General features: G+C 66.6%; 11 protein-coding genes and 1 pseudogene. 6 read left to right on the forward strand and 6 right to left on the reverse strand.

Annotation, left to right across the window (positions count from 1 at the left end; genetic code table 11):
- The first annotated feature begins 47 nt into the window (after nucleotides 1-47).
- Complete coding sequence (gene rpoB, locus BGP17_RS01060) at nucleotides 48-4,202, forward strand: DNA-directed RNA polymerase subunit beta (RefSeq protein WP_167300792.1); 4,155 nt, start codon at nucleotides 48-50, stop codon at nucleotides 4,200-4,202.
- An 83-nt stretch (nucleotides 4,203-4,285) separates the two neighbouring features.
- A complete protein-coding gene (rpoC, locus tag BGP17_RS01065) occupies nucleotides 4,286-8,578 on the forward strand; it encodes a DNA-directed RNA polymerase subunit beta' (protein ID WP_167300793.1) in 4,293 nt (1,430 codons plus the stop codon).
- Between the two features lie 159 nt (nucleotides 8,579-8,737).
- Here the strand turns inward: rpoC and BGP17_RS01070 are convergent, their stop codons facing one another.
- From BGP17_RS01070 to BGP17_RS01080, 3 genes are all read right to left on the reverse strand, one after another.
- On the reverse strand, nucleotides 8,738-9,280 hold the full coding sequence (locus BGP17_RS01070) for a fasciclin domain-containing protein (RefSeq protein WP_380926309.1): 543 nt from the start codon (nucleotides 9,278-9,280) through the stop codon (nucleotides 8,738-8,740).
- Nucleotides 9,281-9,379: 99 nt separating this feature from the next.
- Nucleotides 9,380-10,084, reverse strand: coding sequence for an anti-sigma factor (locus BGP17_RS01075; protein WP_286710734.1), 705 nt, complete (start codon nucleotides 10,082-10,084; stop codon nucleotides 9,380-9,382).
- Complete coding sequence (locus tag BGP17_RS01080) at nucleotides 10,077-10,637, reverse strand: sigma-70 family RNA polymerase sigma factor (protein WP_286710735.1); 561 nt, start codon at nucleotides 10,635-10,637, stop codon at nucleotides 10,077-10,079. The genes BGP17_RS01075 and BGP17_RS01080 overlap by 8 nt, the downstream gene beginning before the upstream one ends.
- Nucleotides 10,638-10,802: 165 nt before the next feature.
- Between BGP17_RS01080 and BGP17_RS01085 the strand changes: the two genes are divergently transcribed.
- From BGP17_RS01085 to BGP17_RS01095, 3 genes and pseudogenes are all read left to right on the forward strand, one after another.
- The gene (locus BGP17_RS01085; protein WP_353681855.1) at nucleotides 10,803-11,228 is read left to right on the forward strand and encodes a YciI family protein; all 426 of its coding nucleotides are present in this window, start codon (nucleotides 10,803-10,805) and stop codon (nucleotides 11,226-11,228) included.
- Nucleotides 11,229-11,329: 101 nt separating this feature from the next.
- Nucleotides 11,330-11,680, forward strand: a pseudogene (locus BGP17_RS01090) (YciI family protein); the annotation flags it as partial.
- A gap of 132 nt (nucleotides 11,681-11,812) precedes the next feature.
- The gene (locus BGP17_RS01095; RefSeq protein WP_286710736.1) at nucleotides 11,813-13,087 is read left to right on the forward strand and encodes an RNA polymerase sigma factor; all 1,275 of its coding nucleotides are present in this window, start codon (nucleotides 11,813-11,815) and stop codon (nucleotides 13,085-13,087) included.
- Between the two features lie 21 nt (nucleotides 13,088-13,108).
- On the opposite strand, the gene BGP17_RS01100 is transcribed toward BGP17_RS01095, so the two are convergent.
- The 3 genes from BGP17_RS01100 to BGP17_RS01110 all read right to left on the reverse strand — a co-directional run bounded on the left by BGP17_RS01100 (nucleotide 13,109) and on the right by BGP17_RS01110 (nucleotide 15,698).
- Nucleotides 13,109-13,372 carry a hypothetical protein gene (locus tag BGP17_RS01100; RefSeq protein WP_167300800.1) on the reverse strand — a complete coding sequence of 88 codons (264 nt, stop codon included), beginning with the start codon at nucleotides 13,370-13,372 and terminating at the stop codon, nucleotides 13,109-13,111.
- 46 nt (nucleotides 13,373-13,418) lie between these two features.
- Nucleotides 13,419-14,294: a sulfotransferase domain-containing protein gene (locus BGP17_RS01105; RefSeq protein WP_286710737.1), complete on the reverse strand. Its 876-nt coding sequence runs from the start codon at nucleotides 14,292-14,294 to the stop codon at nucleotides 13,419-13,421.
- A 231-nt stretch (nucleotides 14,295-14,525) separates the two neighbouring features.
- Nucleotides 14,526-15,698 carry a carbohydrate porin gene (locus BGP17_RS01110; RefSeq protein ID WP_286710738.1) on the reverse strand — a complete coding sequence of 391 codons (1,173 nt, stop codon included), beginning with the start codon at nucleotides 15,696-15,698 and terminating at the stop codon, nucleotides 14,526-14,528.
- Nucleotides 15,699-15,826: 128 nt separating this feature from the next.
- Here BGP17_RS01110 and BGP17_RS01115 point away from each other — a divergent pair, with 128 nt between their 5' ends.
- A complete protein-coding gene (locus BGP17_RS01115) occupies nucleotides 15,827-17,587 on the forward strand; it encodes a methyl-accepting chemotaxis protein (protein WP_286710739.1) in 1,761 nt (586 codons plus the stop codon).
- Nucleotides 17,588-17,692 lie beyond the last annotated feature (105 nt).

Below are 17,692 nucleotides of genomic sequence, written 5' to 3' on the forward strand. Positions count from 1 at the left end.
CCCCGGAAGGGGCACCGAAATCACTGCTGACGAGGCACTATACACCCATGGCAACCAAGGCGATCGAAGGCGGCACGTTCAAGCGCCGCATCCGCAAGGTGTTCGGCGACATCCACGAAGTGGTGCAGATGCCGAACCTGATCGAGGTTCAGCGCGAATCCTACGAACAGTTCCTCCGCAGCGATCCCTCGGTCGGCTATGTCTCCGGTCTCGAGAAGACCCTGCGCTCGGTCTTCCCGATCCGCGACTTCGCCGGCACCGCCGAGCTCGACTTCGTGAACTACGAGCTCGAGAATCCGAAGTTCGACGTGGAAGAGTGCCGTCAGCGCGGCATCACCTATGCGGCGCCGATGCGCGTCACGCTGCGCCTGATCGTGTTCGAGGTGGATCCCGACACGGAAGCCCGTTCGGTGCTCGATATCAAGGAGCAGGACGTCTACATGGGCGACATGCCGCTCATGACCGAGAACGGCACCTTCTTCATCAACGGCACCGAGCGCGTCATCGTCAGCCAGATGCACCGCTCGCCGGGCGTGCTGTTCGACCATGACCGCGGCAAGACCCATGCCTCGGGCAAGTATCTCTTCGCCGCGCGCGTGATCCCGTATCGCGGCTCGTGGCTGGACTTCGAGTTCGACGCGAAGGACATCGTCAACGTCCGTATCGACCGGAAGCGCAAGCTGCCGGTGACGACGCTGCTCTATGCCCTGGGCCTGAACGGCGAAGACATCCTCAACTATTTCTACAACCGCGTGACCTTCGTCCGCGGCCCGAACGGCTGGCAGATTCCGTTCGACCCGGCCAACTGGCGCGGCGCGAAGCCGATGTTCGACATCGTCGATGCCAAGTCGGGCGAAGTGATCTTCCCGGCCGGCCAGAAGATCAGCCCGCGCGCCGCCAACAAGGCGCAGAAGGACGGTCTCGAGACGCTGCTGATCCCGACCGAGGAAGTCTTCGGCCGCTATTCGGCGTTCGACCTGATCAACGAGTCGACCGGCGAGATCTACATCGAGGCCGGTGACGAAGTTTCGGCCGAGAATCTGGAAAAGCTCGACAAGGCCGGCATCGACCGCCTCGAGCTGCTCGACATCGACCATATCTCGACCGGCCCGTGGATCCGCAACACCCTCGCCGCCGACAAGGCCGAGGAGCGCCAGCAGGCGCTGGCCGACATCTACCGCGTGATGCGCCCCGGCGAGCCGCCGACGCTCGAGACCGCGGAATCGCTGTTCGCCGGCCTGTTCTTCGATCCGGAGCGCTACGATCTGTCGGCCGTGGGCCGCGTGAAGCTCAACATGCGCCTTGACCTCGACGCCGAGGACACGGTGACCACGCTGCGCACCGAGGACATCCTCGCCGTCGTGAAGACCCTGGTCGACCTGAAGGACGGCAAGGGCGAAGTCGACGACATCGACAATCTCGGCAACCGCCGCGTCCGTTCGGTGGGCGAGCTGCTCGAGAACCAGTATCGCGTCGGCCTGCTCCGCATGGAGCGCGCCGTGAAGGAGCGCATGAGCTCGGTCGACGTGTCGACCGTGATGCCGAACGACCTGATCAACGCGAAGCCGGCCGTGGCCGCGGTTCGCGAGTTCTTCGGCTCGTCGCAGCTCTCGCAGTTCATGGACCAGACCAACCCGCTCTCCGAAGTGACGCACAAGCGCCGCGTCTCGGCGCTCGGGCCGGGCGGCCTGACTCGTGAGCGCGCCGGCTTCGAAGTCCGCGACGTTCACCCGACCCATTATGGCCGCATCTGCCCGATCGAGACGCCGGAAGGCCCGAACATCGGCCTGATCAACTCGCTGGCGAGCTTCTCGCGCGTCAACAAGTACGGCTTCATCGAGACGCCGTACCGCAAGGTCGTCGACGGCAAGGTGACCAACGAGGTCGTCTATCTCTCGGCGATGGAAGAAGCGAAGCACACGATCGCGCAGGCCTCGGCCGAGGTCGATGGCGATCACCGCTTCACCGAGGAGCTCATCTCGGCCCGCCAGGCCGGCGAATTCCTGATGGCGCTGCCGGAGACGGTGACGCTGATGGACGTGTCGCCGAAGCAGCTCGTCTCGGTCGCGGCGTCGCTCATTCCGTTCCTGGAAAACGACGACGCGAACCGCGCGCTGATGGGTTCGAACATGCAGCGCCAGGCCGTGCCGCTGGTGAAGGCGGAAGCGCCCTTCGTCGGCACCGGCATGGAAGAGACCGTCGCCCGGGATTCCGGCGCTGCGATTGCAGCCCGGCGGGGCGGCGTCGTCGACCAGGTCGACGCGACCCGTATCGTCATCCGCGCAACCGGCGAGGTTTCGGCGGAAGAGAGCGGCGTCGACATCTACACGCTGATGAAGTTCGAGCGCTCGAACCAGTCGACCTGCATCAACCAGCGTCCGCTGGTGAAGGTGGGCGAGACGGTCAACGCCGGCGACATCATCGCCGACGGCCCGTCGACCGAGTTCGGCGAGCTGGCCCTGGGCCGCAACGCGCTCGTCGCGTTCATGCCCTGGAACGGCTACAACTACGAGGACTCGATCCTGATCTCCGAGCGGATCGTGAAGGACGACGTGTTCACGTCGATCCATATCGACGAGTTCGAAGTGATGGCCCGCGACACCAAGCTCGGGCCGGAGGACATCACCCGCGACATCCCGAACGTCGGCGAGGAAGCGCTGCGCAACCTCGACGAGGCGGGCATCGTGTACATCGGCGCCGAGGTCGAGCCGGGCGACATCCTGGTCGGCAAGATCACCCCCAAGGGTGAATCGCCGATGACGCCGGAGGAGAAGCTCCTCCGCGCCATCTTCGGCGAAAAGGCTTCGGACGTTCGCGACACCTCGCTCCGCCTGCCCCCGGGCGTGTCGGGCACGATCGTCGACGTGCGCGTGTTCAATCGTCATGGCATCGACAAGGACGAGCGCGCACTGGCGATCGAGCGCGAGGAAATCGAGCGCCTGAAGAAGGACAGCGACGACGAGCGCAACATCCTCAACCGCGCGACCTGGTCGCGTCTGCGCGAGATGCTGCTCGGCCAGGTCGCCACGGCGACGCCGAAGGGCCTGAAGAAGGGCTCCGAGATCGACGCGGACCTGCTCGACAGCGTGGATCGTCACGAATGGTGGAAGTTCGCCGTTCAGGACGACAAGGTCCAGGGCGACCTCGAGGCGGTGAAGGGCCAGTATGACGAGGCCGTGAAGCGCATCAAGGAGAAGTTCGAGGACCGCCGCGAGAAGCTGGAGCGGGGCGACGAGCTGCCGCCGGGCGTGCTCAAGATGGTCAAGGTCTTCGTCGCGGTGAAGCGCAAGCTGCAGCCGGGCGACAAGATGGCCGGCCGTCACGGCAACAAGGGCGTCATCTCGCGCATCCTGCCACAGGAAGACATGCCGTTCCTCGAGGACGGCACTCCGGTCGACCTGGTGCTCAACCCGCTCGGCGTGCCTTCGCGCATGAACGTCGGCCAGATCTTCGAGACGCATCTCGGCTGGGCTGCCCGCAACCTGGGCATGCAGGTGGCCAGGCAGCTCGAGGAGTGGCGCGAGACCAATCCGGACGCGGTGGCGGGCGAGATGCCCGATGCCGTCAAGGATCGCCTCAAGACCGTCTATGGCGACCATTATGCCGCCGAGATCGAGGCACGCAGCCCCGAGCAGGTGGTCGAGCTGATCCAGAACGTCCGCACGGGCATTCCGATGGGCACTCCGGTGTTCGACGGCGCGCGTGAGGCGGACGTCTCGGACATGCTGGAGCTGGCGGGCCTCGACAGCTCGGGCCAGTCGACGCTGTTCGACGGCCGTACGGGCGACGCGTTCGACCGCAAGGTGACCGTGGGCATCATCTACATGCTGAAGCTCCACCACCTCGTGGACGACAAGATCCACGCGCGTTCGATCGGCCCCTACTCGCTCGTCACCCAGCAGCCGCTGGGCGGCAAGGCGCAGTTCGGCGGCCAGCGCTTCGGCGAAATGGAGGTCTGGGCCCTGCAGGCCTATGGCGCGGCGTACACGCTGCAGGAGATGCTGACGGTGAAGTCGGACGACGTGGTCGGCCGCACCAAGGTCTACGAGGCGATCGTCAAGGGCGACGACACCTTCGAGGCCGGCATCCCCGAGAGCTTCAACGTGCTCGTCAAGGAAATGCGCTCGCTGGGCCTCAACGTCGAACTCAAGGCGATCGACGAAGCCTCCGAGGAAGACGGCCTGGCCGAGGCGGCGGAGTAACGGGAATGGAGCGCTGCCCTTCCAAGGGCAGCGCTCTCCCCTGCCCCCGCCCAGAAGAATTGACCCTCCAGAGGGACTGAAAAATGAACGAACTTACCAACTTCGCGAACCCGCTCGCCAAGCCGGAAACCTTCGACCAGATCCAGATCGGGATCGCGTCGCCGGACCGCATCCGCAGCTGGTCGTTCGGCGAGATCAAGAAGCCCGAGACGATCAACTACCGCACGTTCAAGCCCGAGCGTGACGGCCTGTTCTGCGCGCGCATCTTCGGTCCGATCAAGGACTACGAGTGCCTGTGCGGCAAGTACAAGCGCATGAAGTACAAGGGCATCGTCTGCGAAAAGTGCGGCGTGGAAGTGACCGTCTCGAAGGTCCGCCGCGAGCGCATGGGCCATATCGAACTGGCCGCCCCGGTCGCGCACATCTGGTTCCTGAAGAGCCTGCCGTCGCGCATCGGCCTGCTGCTCGACATGCAGCTCAAGCAGCTCGAGCGCGTCCTGTACTTCGAGAGCTACATCGTCACCGAGCCGGGCCTGACCCCGCTCGAGAAGTTCCAGCTCCTCACCGAGGACGAGCTGCTCGACGCGCAGGACGAATATGGCGAGGACGCGTTCTCGGCCGGCATCGGCGCCGAGGCGGTCAAGATCATGCTCATGGATCTCGACCTGGAAGGCGAGCGCAAGGAGCTCCTCGAGGAGCTGGCGGTCACCAAGTCGGAACTGAAGCCCAAGAAGATCATCAAGCGCCTGAAGGTCGTCGAGAGCTTCATCGATTCGGGCAACCGCCCCGAGTGGATGATCCTCGACGTCGTGCCGGTCATCCCGCCCGAGCTGCGCCCGCTGGTGCCGCTGGACGGCGGCCGCTTCGCGACTTCGGATCTCAACGATCTGTATCGCCGCGTGATCAACCGCAACAACCGCCTGAAGCGCCTGATGGAGCTGCGTGCGCCGGACATCATCGTCCGCAACGAAAAGCGCATGCTCCAGGAAGCCGTCGACGCGCTGTTCGACAACGGCCGCCGCGGCCGCACCATCACCGGTGCGAACAAGCGTCCGCTCAAGTCGCTGTCCGACATGCTCAAGGGCAAGCAGGGCCGCTTCCGTCAGAACCTGCTCGGCAAGCGCGTCGACTATTCGGGCCGCTCGGTCATCGTGACCGGTCCGGAGCTCAAGCTGCACCAGTGCGGCCTGCCGAAGAAGATGGCGCTCGAGCTGTTCAAGCCGTTCATCTATGCCCGCCTGGACGCCAAGGGTCTCTCGATGACCCTGAAGCAGGCCAAGAAGTGGGTCGAGAAGGAGCGCAAGGAAGTCTGGGACATCCTGGACGAAGTGATCCGCGAGCACCCGGTTCTGCTGAACCGCGCGCCGACGCTCCACCGCCTGGGCATCCAGGCGTTCGAGCCGGTGCTGATCGAGGGCAAGGCGATCCAGCTCCACCCGCTGGTCTGCTCGGCCTTCAACGCCGACTTCGACGGTGACCAGATGGCCGTTCACGTTCCGCTGAGCCTCGAGGCCCAGCTGGAAGCGCGCGTCCTGATGATGTCGACCAACAACATCCTGAGCCCCGCGAACGGCAAGCCGATCATCGTGCCGTCGCAGGACATGGTGCTGGGTCTCTATTACCTGTCGATGCTCAAGGAAGGCGAGCCGGGCGAAGGCATGCTGCTGGGCGACATGGCCGAAGTGCACCAGGCGCTCGAGGCCGGCGCGGTCACCCTGCACACCAAGGTGATCAGCCGCGTCCCGCAGACCGACGAAGAGGGCAACCAGTACCTCAAGCGCTTCGAGACCACGCCGGGCCGCATGCTGCTCGGCGAGTGCCTCCCGAAGAGCCACAAGGTGCCGTTCGACACCGTCAACCGCCTCCTCACCAAGAAGGATGTGGGCGACGTGATCGACGAGGTCTATCGCCACACCGGCCAGAAGGAGACCGTGCTGTTCGCCGACGCGATCATGGCGCTCGGCTTCCGGCACGCCTTCCGTGCGGGCATCTCGTTCGGCAAGGACGACATGATCATCCCGCAGCAGAAGGAAGCGATGGTCGACGAGACCCGCGCCCTGGTGAAGGACTATGAGCAGCAATATCAGGACGGCCTGATCACGCAGCAGGAGAAGTACAACAAGGTGATCGACGCCTGGAGCCGTTGCGGCGACCAGGTGGCGGCGGCCATGATGGACGAGATCAAGGCGGTGAAGCGCTACGAGGACGGCCCCAATGCCGGCCGCGAGAAGCCGATCAACGCGATCTACATGATGGCCCACTCGGGTGCGCGTGGTTCGCAGGCGCAGATCAAGCAGCTTGCCGGCATGCGCGGCCTGATGGCCAAGCCGTCGGGCGAGATCATCGAGACGCCGATCATCTCGAACTTCAAGGAAGGCCTGACCGTCCTTGAGTATTTCAACTCCACCCACGGTGCTCGTAAGGGTCTCGCGGACACGGCACTGAAGACGGCGAACTCGGGCTATCTGACCCGCCGTCTGGTCGACGTGTCGCAGGACTGCGTGATCATGGAGCTGGACTGCGGGACCGAGCGGGCGCTGGAAATGCGCGCGATCGTCCAGGGCGGCTCGACCATCGCGTCGCTCGGCGAGCGTATTCTCGGTCGCACGACCGCGGAAGACGTGGTCGACGCCAAGACCGGCGAAGTCGTCATCCCGACGGGCACCCTGCTCGACGAGGCGGCGGTCGCGAAGATCGAGGCGCTGAACATCCCGGGCATGAAGATCCGCTCGCCGCTGGTCTGCGAAGCCAAGATCGGCGTCTGCGGCAAGTGCTATGGCCGCGACCTCGCCCGCGGTACGCCGGTGAACATCGGCGAAGCCGTCGGCGTCATCGCGGCGCAGTCGATCGGTGAGCCGGGCACGCAGCTGACGATGCGTACCTTCCACATCGGCGGCGCGGCGCAGCTCAACGAGCAGTCCAACCTCGAAGCCCCCGTAGACGGCAAGGTCGAGTTCCGCGACGTTCGCATCATCGAAGACCAGCGTGGCCGCCGCGTGGTGCTCAGCCGTTCGGCCGAGCTGGCGATCCTGGACATGGACGGGCGCGAGCTCGCCGTGCACAAGATCCCGTACGGCGCCTATGTGATGTTCGACGATGGCCATATCGTCTCGAAGGGCGATCGCATGGCCGAATGGGATCCGTTCACCATGCCGGTGATCACGGAAACCGGCGGCGTCGTGAAGTACCAGGACCTGCTCGAGGGCAAGACGCTCACCGAACAGACCGACGAAGCGACCGGCATCGCCCAGCGCGTCGTCACCGAGTATCGCGTCGCCAGCAAGTCGAAGGAGGACCTGCGTCCTCGCCTGACCCTGACCGGCGACAATGCCGCCGAGGCCGCCCGCTACATGCTGGCCCCCGGCGCGGTGCTCTCGGTCGAGGACGGTGCGACGGTGCAGGCCGGCGACGTGCTCGCCCGTGTGGCGCGCGAAAGCGCGAAGACCCGCGACATCACCGGCGGTCTGCCGCGCGTCGCCGAGCTCTTCGAGGCGCGCAAGCCCAAGGAGAACGCGATCATCGCCAAGGTCTCGGGCCGTGTCGTGTTCGGCAAGGACTACAAGGCCAAGCGCAAGATCGGCATCATGCCGGACGATGGCGGCGAGGTCGTGGAGTATCTGGTTCCGAAGTCGAAGGTGATCGACGTCCAGGAAGGCGACTACGTCAAGCGTGGCGACAACCTGATCGGCGGCTCGCCCGATCCGCACGACATTCTCGAGGTGCTCGGCATCGAGCCGCTCGCGGAATATCTCGTGTCGGAAATCCAGGAAGTCTATCGATTGCAGGGCGTTAAGATCAACGACAAGCACATCGAGGTGATCGTTCGCCAGATGCTGCAGAAGGTCGAGATCACCGATGCCGGCGACACCACCCTGCTCCCCGGCGAGCAGGTGGATCGTTCGGAGATGGACGAGACCAACGAGAAGCTGGCTCCCGGCCAGGCCCCCGCACAGGGCAAGCCGATCCTGCTCGGCATCACCAAGGCGTCGCTGCAGACCCGCAGCTTCATCTCGGCGGCGTCGTTCCAGGAGACCACCCGCGTCCTCACCGAGGCGGCGGTCCAGGGCAAGCAGGACACGCTGATCGGCCTCAAGGAGAATGTGATCGTCGGCCGCCTCATCCCCGCCGGCACCGGCGCGGGCATGAACCGCCTGCGTGTCGCCGCGTCGAGCCGCGACGCTGCCCTGCGCGTCCAGCAGCGTGCGCTGCAGAACGCGCTGGTGGCGCCGAACTCGGCCGCCGAGGAGCATGCCGCCGAGCTCGCCCGCTCGGTGCGTGACTCGGAAGGCACCGGCAGCGATCCGCTCGCCTCGGTCGTGCCCTCGGGCCATGGCACCGACGCGGATGCCGGCGAGTATCTGAACGACGGCGAATGATCGCCTGAGTTCGGCCTCGGCTGACCCACGAAACACCGCCGTCCGGGCAACCGGGCGGCGGTTTTCCTTTGAAGCTGTTTTGGTGCCTGCCGGCACCGATGGGACCATGGCCGGCAGGCACCAGGCTCGTCTTGGGAGCCAGGACGAGCCCGACTCGGATCAGGGCATCAGCACCGAGTCGATCACATGGATCACCCCGTTCGACTGATTGACGTCGGCAATGGTGATCTTCGCCTTGCCCCCCTTGGCATCGACAACCCACCAAGACCCGTCCGGCCCCTTGGTGACGGTGAGCTTCTCGCCCTGCACGGTCGTCAGCATGGCCTTGCCGCCATGCCTGGCGGCGGCCTTGGCCAGCATGGCCGCGCTCATCTTGCCCGACACCACATGATAGGTGAGGATCTTGGTGAGCATCGCCTTGTTCTCGGGCTTCACCAGCGTTTCGACGGTGCCGGCGGGGAGCTTGGCAAAGGCTTCGTTGGTCGGCGCGAAAACGGTGAAGGGCCCCGGGCCCGATAGCGTGTCGACCAGCCCGGCCGCCTTCACTGCCGCGACCAGCGTCGTATGATCCTTCGAATTTACCGCGTTCTCGACAATGTTCTTGGTGGGATACATCGCCGCGCCACCGACCATCGGATAGTCCTGGATCGCCGCCACGGCTCCCGTGGCGAGCAACGCCGAAGCGGCGGCGGTGAGAAACATCTGCTTAACGCTGGGCATGTTCTGGCTCCTTCTCCGGGCACCTGGAGGTGGTGCCGGAGGGAGCTACGGCGCGGAAGGCGTGGCGGATGCGCGCCCGCTTCAGATCTTCGAGATTCTTCCGGCGGCGACTGGCGAACTGCTGGGCGCCCGATGCGGAGCACCGTCGCGCGGCTCCATCGTCACGGCGAGCGTCGCCCCCTCTTCCACGAAGCCACGATGCGTCGCCGGCACGGCTATGCGGCTGCTGCCATTCGCGGCCACCAGGCCGAGCGACCGCGGCACGCCGTCGGCGGGAATGATCCACAGTTCGGGCGCAAGCCGGGAGTCCGGCATGCGGATCGCACGAATGCGCAGCTCACCGGCCGTTGCATCATAGCTGGCGGCGAGCAGCGCGCCCTTCTCGCCGCCGTCGAGCTGCGCCACCGCAATCTGCTCAGGCGCCCGGACGATGGTGATCGGAGCGGGCGCCGGCCGAAGGAGCAGCATCAGCGCCAGCGATGCGGCCAGTGCGCCCGAGCCCAGGGCCGCGATCCGCCACCAATGCGAAGTGCCTGCTGGTCGAGCCCGCTCGAACCCGTCGAGCCGACGCTGGATCGCAGGCCAGATATCGGGCCCTGGAATCTCCCCAAAACCCGTACTCAGCGGCGCCAGCCGCGCCTGCCATGCCTCGACCTGTACAGCGAAGGCCTTGTCCGCCAGCTTCAGGCGCAACGCCTGCGCCAGTGCTTCGCCCTCCAGCACGCCCAATGCCAGTTCGGCCGCGAGCATGTCGCGCTCTTCGGGAGACATCACCGGCTCAGCCATCGAGGCACTGCCGGAGCTGGGCAAGGCCGCGACGGATCCAGCTCTTCATGGTGCCAAGCGGCACGGCCATGCGCTCGGCAAGCTGGGGATAGGTGAGCCCGTCGAAAAAGGCCGAGCGGATCGCGCCGCCCTTCTGCGGATCGAGCGCATCGAGGCAATGGAATATCCGCGCGCGCTCCTCAGCCTCTTCGATCAGCTCGATCGCGCTCGCGGAATCATCCGCTACGCAAGCCGCTTCCTCTTCGGGCAACAACAGGGGGCCGGCGGCACGGCGGCGATCGATCGCCGTGTTGCGCGCGATCGTGCACAGCCAGGTAATCGGGCTTGCCCGCTGCGCATCGAAGCGCCCGGCGCGGTTCCAGATCTTGAGATAGACTTCCTGCAAGATATCCTCTGCGGTTTCCCTGTCGCGGGAGATACGCAGGCAGACGCCGAACAGCTTCGCCGAAGTGGAATCATAGACACGCCGCAGCGCATCGCGATCGCCCTGGGCGACACGGGCTAGCGCATCGACCAGCCCCGTGCGGGCAGAATCCGTTACATCGCGTTTCATCCGGATGGGCAAGCTATACGCTGCACAGGCTCGTGTCAGCCCGGCGTCAGCGCGGACCCGCTCCAACTCCCGGCAGATTATTTTTCAACCCCCTGTCGATTCCCCTCAACCTCGTTCGTCGTCAGGATACGAAGCGGATGCCGCTTCGATCAAAGGAGATGAACGATGCGCGTACTGGTGTTCGTGAAGGCGAGCGAGGATAGCGAGAACGGCGTGCCGCCCACGGCCGAGGCCTGGGCGGCGATGGACGCATTCACCGAGGAGCTGGTCCAGGCCGACGTGTTCGTGGCCGCCGCCGGACTCAAGCCCAGCGTCGAGGGCAAGCGGATCCTCTATCACGGTGCCGAGCGCCGGGTGATCGACGGGCCGTTCGCCGAGGCGCGCGAGCTGGTCGCCGGCTTCTCGATCTGGGAAGTCAAGGACATGGACGAGGCGGTGGCCTGGGCCAAGCGCTGTCCCAACCCGATGTCGGGCACCAGCGAAGTCGAGATCCGCCCCTTTTTCGAGGCGGCGGACCTGGCCGAGTTCCTCACCGAGGAAGCGCTTTCGGCGCCCCGCGAGGGCACGCGCGGCAAGCTCGGCGTCGCCTGAGGCGCGCGAGAAATATTTTCATTCCCTGTCGATTCCGCGAGTCCCGGATCGTCGTCAGGATGCGGAGCGATGGCGCTTCGAGGAACCCTGGGAGAAGAACGATGCGTATGATGGTTTTCGTGAAGGCGACCGAGGACAGCGAAAAGGGCGTGATGCCCACCACCGAGCTGCTCGACGCGATGATGAAGTATAATGAAGAGCTGGTGAAGGCCGGCATCATGGTAGGCGGCGACGGGCTCAAGCCCAGCTCCGCCGGCAAGCGGGTGGCGTTCGACGGGCCCGGCCGCACCGTGATCGACGGCCCCTTCGCCGAGACCCGCGAGCTCGTCGCCGGCTATTGGCTGTGGGAAGTCAAGGACATGGACGAAGCAGTCGAATGGGTGAAACGCTGCCCCAATCCGATGTTCGGGCCCAGCGAGATCGAGATCCGTCCCTTTTTCGAGATGGAGGATTTCGCCGAGATCGTGACGCCCGAGATCGCCGAGCGCGAAGCCCGGCTGCGCGCCGAGACCGAAGGCCGCTGACACCGCACCGGTCGCCGCCCGCCGCTTGCCCTCGCCGCGCGTGAAGGCCACACAGGCGGCGTGGCGGCGACCGATATCCAGCGCACGATCGAAACGGTCTTCCGGATCGAGCAGCCGCGGCTGATCGCCGGGCTCGCCCGGATGCTGCGCGATATGGGCCGCGCCGAGGAACTGGCCCAGGACGCGCTGCTCGTCGCGCTCGCCGAATGGCCGGCGCGCGGCGTTCCGGACAATCCCGGCGCATGGCTGATGGCGGCGGCCAAGCGCCGCGCGATCGACGGCCTGCGTCGCGACAAGATGCGCGCGCGCAAGCACGAGGAGATCGGCCGCGACCTCGAGACCGCGCGCGACACCAGCGTCGAGGACATGGAGGCGGCCATGGACGACGATGTGGGCGACGAACTGCTCGGCCTGATCTTCACTGCCTGCCATCCGGTGCTCTCGCCCGATGCGCGTGCGGCACTCACGCTGCGCCTGATCGGCGGCCTGGGCACGGACGAGATCGCCCGCGCCTTCCTCACGTCGGAGCCGACGATCGCCCAGCGCATCGTCCGCGCGAAGAAGACGATCGGCCAAGCGGGCCTCACCTTCGAAGTGCCGCGGGGCAGCGAGCGCGCCGGCCGCCTCGCCTCGGTGCTGGAGGTGATCTACCTGATCTTCAACGAAGGCTATGCCGCCACGAGGGGCGAGGATCTGGTGCGGCCGGCGCTCTGCGACGAGGCCCGGCGGCTCGGGCGCATCCTTGCCGGCCTGGCACCCGAGGAGCCGGAGGTACATGGCCTGCTCGCCCTGATGGAGATCCAGTCCTCCCGGCTCGCCGCGCGCACCGCCCGTGACGGGTCGTTCGTGCCGCTGCCGGAGCAGAATCGCGCCCGCTGGGACCGCGGCATGATCGCCCGCGGGCTCGCCGCCCTCGACAGGGCCGAAGCGCTGGGCGGAGCCGATGGCCCCTATGCGCTGCAGGCCGCGCTGGCCGCCTGCCATGCCCGGGCACTGACGCCGGAGGCGACCGACTGGCCGCGCATCGCCGGCCTCTACGACCGGTTGCGCACGCTCCTTCCCTCTCCCGTGGTGGATCTCAATCGCGCAGTCGCGCATTCCATGGCCTTCGGACCCGAAGCGGGGCTCGCCATTGCCGACCAGCTCGCCGAAGCGGCGATGCTGCGCAACTATGCGCCCCTCCCCGCCGCGCGCGGCGACTTCCTGTTCCGTGCCGGACGGCTGGAGGAAGCCAGGGCCGAGTTCGTCCGGGCGGCATCGCTCACGCGCAACGAAGGCGAAAGGCGCTTCCTGCTCGGGCGGGCGGAAGCCTGCGGGCCCGCCGCCATGCCATGAGCAATGCGCCGGGGAAGCTGCCTATTCCCGCTCCAGCCGCCACGCCGCGTCGAGATATTTCTCCGCCGCCGCCTTGAGCGCGGGCGCCTTCTCGAAGGCCTGGGCCGGCAGGGGCGCGATGCCGAGCCCCTCCATCACCACCCACAGCGCGAACTTGCGCGAAGGCTCCTGCTCCACGCCGAAATCGATGCGCAGCCGCTCCTCACCGCGCGCGCGGGCAGCATCGTCCAGCGCCTCCGGTTCGTCGGTGCCGAAATAATGGGCGAGCAGTGCGTCGAGGTCCATGCGCCCTACTTCGGCGCATGGACCTCGATCTGCAAGCGGCCGGCCGCTACGCTGCCGCGCCGCCTGCAAGCCATGTGGCACCTTCGGGGCCGAGTTCGGCCAGCGCGGCGGCTTCGTAATCGGCCGCGTCCCTGGCCGTCAGCACATCGCGCCAGCGGCCATTGGTGCCCTTGTTGATGAGAGTCTCGGCGCCGCCCTCCCAGAGCGCGCCGCCCAGCGGGGCGACCTGAGGCGCATTGGCCTTCATCCAGTCGAAGCCGCAATGGCGCAGGATGCGCGGCCAGCTTGGCGGATCGACTTCGATCTCGAGGAAATCGGCGATCCGCCGGATCTCACCCGCCATGTCGCGCTTCAGCGCCTCGAAATGGACGAGATGGACATTGGGCAGGCCGCGCACCGCCCACCAGCTCCGGACATTCTCCCAGAAGGGCCAGAAGGGCGCACCGTCGCCGCCCAGCCATTCGCGGAAATATTCGGCGATATCGGGATTGGCGCGCGGCACCGGCGGGCCGACCCGGCCCGGCGTGTCGTTGAGCATCGCATACCAGGCATCGGCCGCGTGCAGATGACGGTTGTGCAGGCTCCACGCCACGTCACGCCCGTCGCGTGCGACATGGATGTATCTGGCCTGGCGGCTGAAGCGCAGCGCATCGACCGGCAGATGCGTCTTCAGGATGCGGCGATGCGTCTGCGCCTCCAGCATGGCGAGCCGCGCCAGCACCGGGCCGACGCGCAAATCGACCCAGGGCGAGATGTCCGCGATCGAAACCTCGGGATCTCCGTTGAACACCAGCTGTGCGACGATCTGCTGCACCCAGCCGGTGCCCGATCCGGCATAGCCGGCCACCACCACATCGTCGCCGCGAAACGCCAGGTCGTTCCAGACGGTCGAGTCGAAATGGGCACCATGTAGTTCGCGCAACTTGCGCGGAAACCTCGCCGGAACAGCCTCCGGCGCGAAGGTCACGGGCATTTCGCTTGTCCCACTAGAGTTGCACGGTGCACTATGAACACAACACACCACGGTCAATCAGCAAATCGCGCCAGGCCTTATCAAGAACAACGCGAGTCATAGCCAAGTGTTATGCGAAACCGGATCAACTAAACCTGATCTATAGATTACAATTATTTCACGCGCGCCGGGGCGCTGCTCTCAGAACTCCAGCGTGGCACGCAACGCGATCACGGTGACGCGCGGCGCATCCTCGTCGCCACCGCGATTCCAGATGAACTGCAGGTCCGGCTGCAGCGTCAGGAAGCTGGCGAGGCGATCGGAATAGGTCAGTTCGATCGCATTCTCCGCCGCTGCGGTGCGGGCGCCGCCGGCCCGCAGCAGGTCGCGATAGCCGGTCGACAGATAGGCCTGGTTCACGCCGATCGAGAGCTGGCTGTCATCGCGACCGGGCACCACATGGGCGGCGCGCAAGCCCGCTTGCCAGCCGCCCCTGTAGGGCGTGGTCCTGCCGTCCGATATCCCGGCGCGGGCGAACAGGCTGGTGGCGAAGGGCCCGTCCTGGTCGCCCAGCGCCTTCTCCGCGATCACATAGGCACCCCGCGCTTTCCGGCGGATCGGATTGCCGGTGTCGTCGGTATCGGCGATATCGTCCTGCCGCCGGGTATAGCCCCAGGCGCCGAGCGCCAGCTTGTCGCCGTCCTTCTCCAGCCCCGCCTCGCCGATCAGCAGCGCGCCGTGGTGGAAATCGAGCGCCGAGCCGCGATCGTCGCCAAGCGCGCCTGCGGTGGCATTCAACACCGCCACTCGCGCGAAGCCCGCGCCGCCGAAGCGCTGCTCGACGCGGATCGCCAAGGCGGTGGTCGGAAATATCGAGGGGCCGTTGGGGCCGGTTGCCGCAATCTCCGAGCCCACGCCGAAGGCCGGGGCGAGCAGCAGGCCCGACGCCTCGCTGGCATAGAATTCGCTGTTGAGATCGTAGAGGCCGGCCCGCAACGTCGTCGCGCCGCCCAGCTTCTGCTCCACCCAGATCTCGAACAGGCGCAGCTTGGGCGAAGCGACTTCGATATTGTCGACGCCCTGCAGCGTGCCCGCCACGCCATTGGGCCGGCCGCCGAGATTGTTGAGCAGGCCGATATGAAAGCGCGCCTCCTTCCAGCCGATCAGCCGTGCCAGATCCCCATCCGCCTCGATGTTCAGGTCGTCGAGCCCGAAGCTGCGCATCCGGCGGCCGTCGGCGGCGATCCCCGACAGGTCGACGCGATACGTTGCGCCGATATCCAGGGCAGGCTCGCCGGTCTCCTGTGCCAGTGCCGATGTCGAGAAAAGCAATGCGAGCGCCGTCGAGCCCCCGCCAAGCGTCGTCCTACCCATATGCAAGCCCCCGCTCTGTGAAACCCCCCGGACACAATAATAGAGGGCTCCCACCGAGCCGGGGTGGCCGCCCCCTATAATTGGCTCGGAGGCGGACGCCGCGGAGGCTTCCGCACGGGAGACTTCTCGTGAAGATCACGTCGCTGAACAAAGCCACGACGCAGGCCGCCGCCGTCCTGATCGGCATCACCGCCCTTTCCGGGAGCACCGGCCTTTTCATCGTGGCCAAGGAGAATGGCGCGATCGCCGAACAGGCAACCGCGGCCACGCTGCTCCAGAACCATATGGAAGCCGACATGATGCACGACGCGGTGCGCGCGGACGTGCTGGGCGCGCTGCTTGGGGGTGGCGACGCCGCACGCCAGGAGACGCTGAAGGACCTGAAGGAGCATCTCGGCACGCTCTCCGCGGCGATCGACAAGGATGCCGCCTTCACGGGCGTCGACAGCATCGTCGCGGCGACGAGCAAGCTCAAGGCGCCAATGGACGCCTATGCCGCCGCCGCGCAGAAGATCGTCGAAGCCGCCGGCAGCGATCCGGTCGCGGCCCGCGCGCAGATGCCTGCCTTCATGGAACAGTTCCGCGCGCTGGAGAAATCGATGGGCGTCGCGTCGGACGCGATCGACACGCATGCGCACCAGATCGCAGCCAGTTCCGCGGCGCTCGGCACCGTGGCGATGATCATCCTGTCCATCACGCTGCTGGCCGGCATGGGTGCCGCGTTCCTGCTCGCCCAGGCCGCGCGCCGCCTGCTGGTTCGCCCGCTGCTCGACCTCGCCGACACGATGCGCGCGCTGGACGGCGGCGACCTGTCGGTCCGCGTTCCCCATGCCGATCGCGAGGATGAGCTGGGCGGCATGGCCCAGGCGATCGATGCCTTCCGCGACAAGCTCAAGGCTGCCGAAGCCGCCAAGGAGGCGCAGACCCGCCTGATCGTCGATACGATCGGCACCAGCCTCGATGCGATGGCGCGCGGCGATCTCAGCGTCGAGATCGAAGCCGATCTCACCGGCCCCTTCGCTGCCCTCAAGCGCAGCTTCAACGATGCCGCGCAGGGTCTGCGCACATTGATCGGCAATGTCGTGACCGGCACCGAGAATATCCGCACCGGCGCGAGCGAGATCGCCTCCGCCTCGGAGGACCTTGCCCGCCGCACCGAGAGCAATGCCGCAAGCCTGGAAGAGACTTCCGCTGCCATCCACGCGATCGATCATCGGCTCAAGTCGATCGCGCTCTCGGCCAACGAGACGCTGTCGCGCGCCGATGGCGCCATCGCCGTGGTCGGCAACGGCCGCGCGATCGCCGACGAAGCGGTGCAGGCGATGACGCGGGTGAGCGAGAGCGCCAAGGGCATCGACGGCGTGATCGAGGGGCTGGACAAGATCGCCTTCCAGACCCGCGTGCTCGCGATGAACGCCGCGGTGGAGGCCGGGCGCGCCGGCGAGGCGGGCCGCGGCTTCGCGGTGGTCGCCGACCTGGTGTCGGCGCTGGCGATGCGGGCGGAGGAAGAGGCCGGCCGCGCCCGCGACCAGCTGACCGCCACCCAGACCGACATCGTCGCCGCGGTGGACGCAGTGCAGAAGGTGGATGGCGCCCTGGCCGATATCTCGGGCGATGTCGGCCAGGTCCATGCGCTGATCGGCACCATGGCCGAGGACAACAACGCTCAGTCGCATGCGATCGGCCAGGTGAGCGACGCGGTCGGCGACATGGATCGGGGTACCCAGCAGAACGCCGCCATGGTCGAGGAAACCTCCGCCGCCGCGCGCAACCTCACCCGGGAAGTCGACACGCTGGCCGACAGCGCCGCCAGCTTCACCATCGCCGCGCCGCAAGGCCATCGCTCCACCGGGCAGCGTCCGGCGATGAACGGCACGACGGTCCACTAGGTTGAGAACCCATATTTGTTTCCGTCATCCCCGCCTGCGCGGGGATGACAGAGGAAAGTCGCTGGGATGACGAGGTCTACCGATCGAGTCCCGGCCCTGAACGAG

The organism is Sphingomonas sp. 67-41 (assembly GCF_001899725.1).
GTDB classification, from domain to species: Bacteria; Pseudomonadota; Alphaproteobacteria; order Sphingomonadales; family Sphingomonadaceae; genus Sphingomonas; species Sphingomonas leidyi.

Coding starts and splice junctions, on each gene's coding strand:
- BGP17_RS01110 (WP_286710738.1), bottom strand. CDS start 15,698: ATGGGTAGGACGACGCTTGGCGGGGGCTCGACGGCGCTCGCATTGCTT.
- BGP17_RS01100 (WP_167300800.1), bottom strand. CDS start 13,372: ATGGACCTCGACGCACTGCTCGCCCATTATTTCGGCACCGACGAACCG.
- BGP17_RS01075 (WP_286710734.1), bottom strand. CDS start 10,084: ATGGCTGAGCCGGTGATGTCTCCCGAAGAGCGCGACATGCTCGCGGCC.
- BGP17_RS01080 (WP_286710735.1), bottom strand. CDS start 10,637: ATGAAACGCGATGTAACGGATTCTGCCCGCACGGGGCTGGTCGATGCG.
- BGP17_RS01085 (WP_353681855.1), top strand. CDS start 10,803: ATGCGCGTACTGGTGTTCGTGAAGGCGAGCGAGGATAGCGAGAACGGC.
- rpoC (WP_167300793.1), top strand. CDS start 4,286: ATGAACGAACTTACCAACTTCGCGAACCCGCTCGCCAAGCCGGAAACC.
- rpoB (WP_167300792.1), top strand. CDS start 48: ATGGCAACCAAGGCGATCGAAGGCGGCACGTTCAAGCGCCGCATCCGC.
- BGP17_RS01070 (WP_380926309.1), bottom strand. CDS start 9,280: ATGTTTCTCACCGCCGCCGCTTCGGCGTTGCTCGCCACGGGAGCCGTG.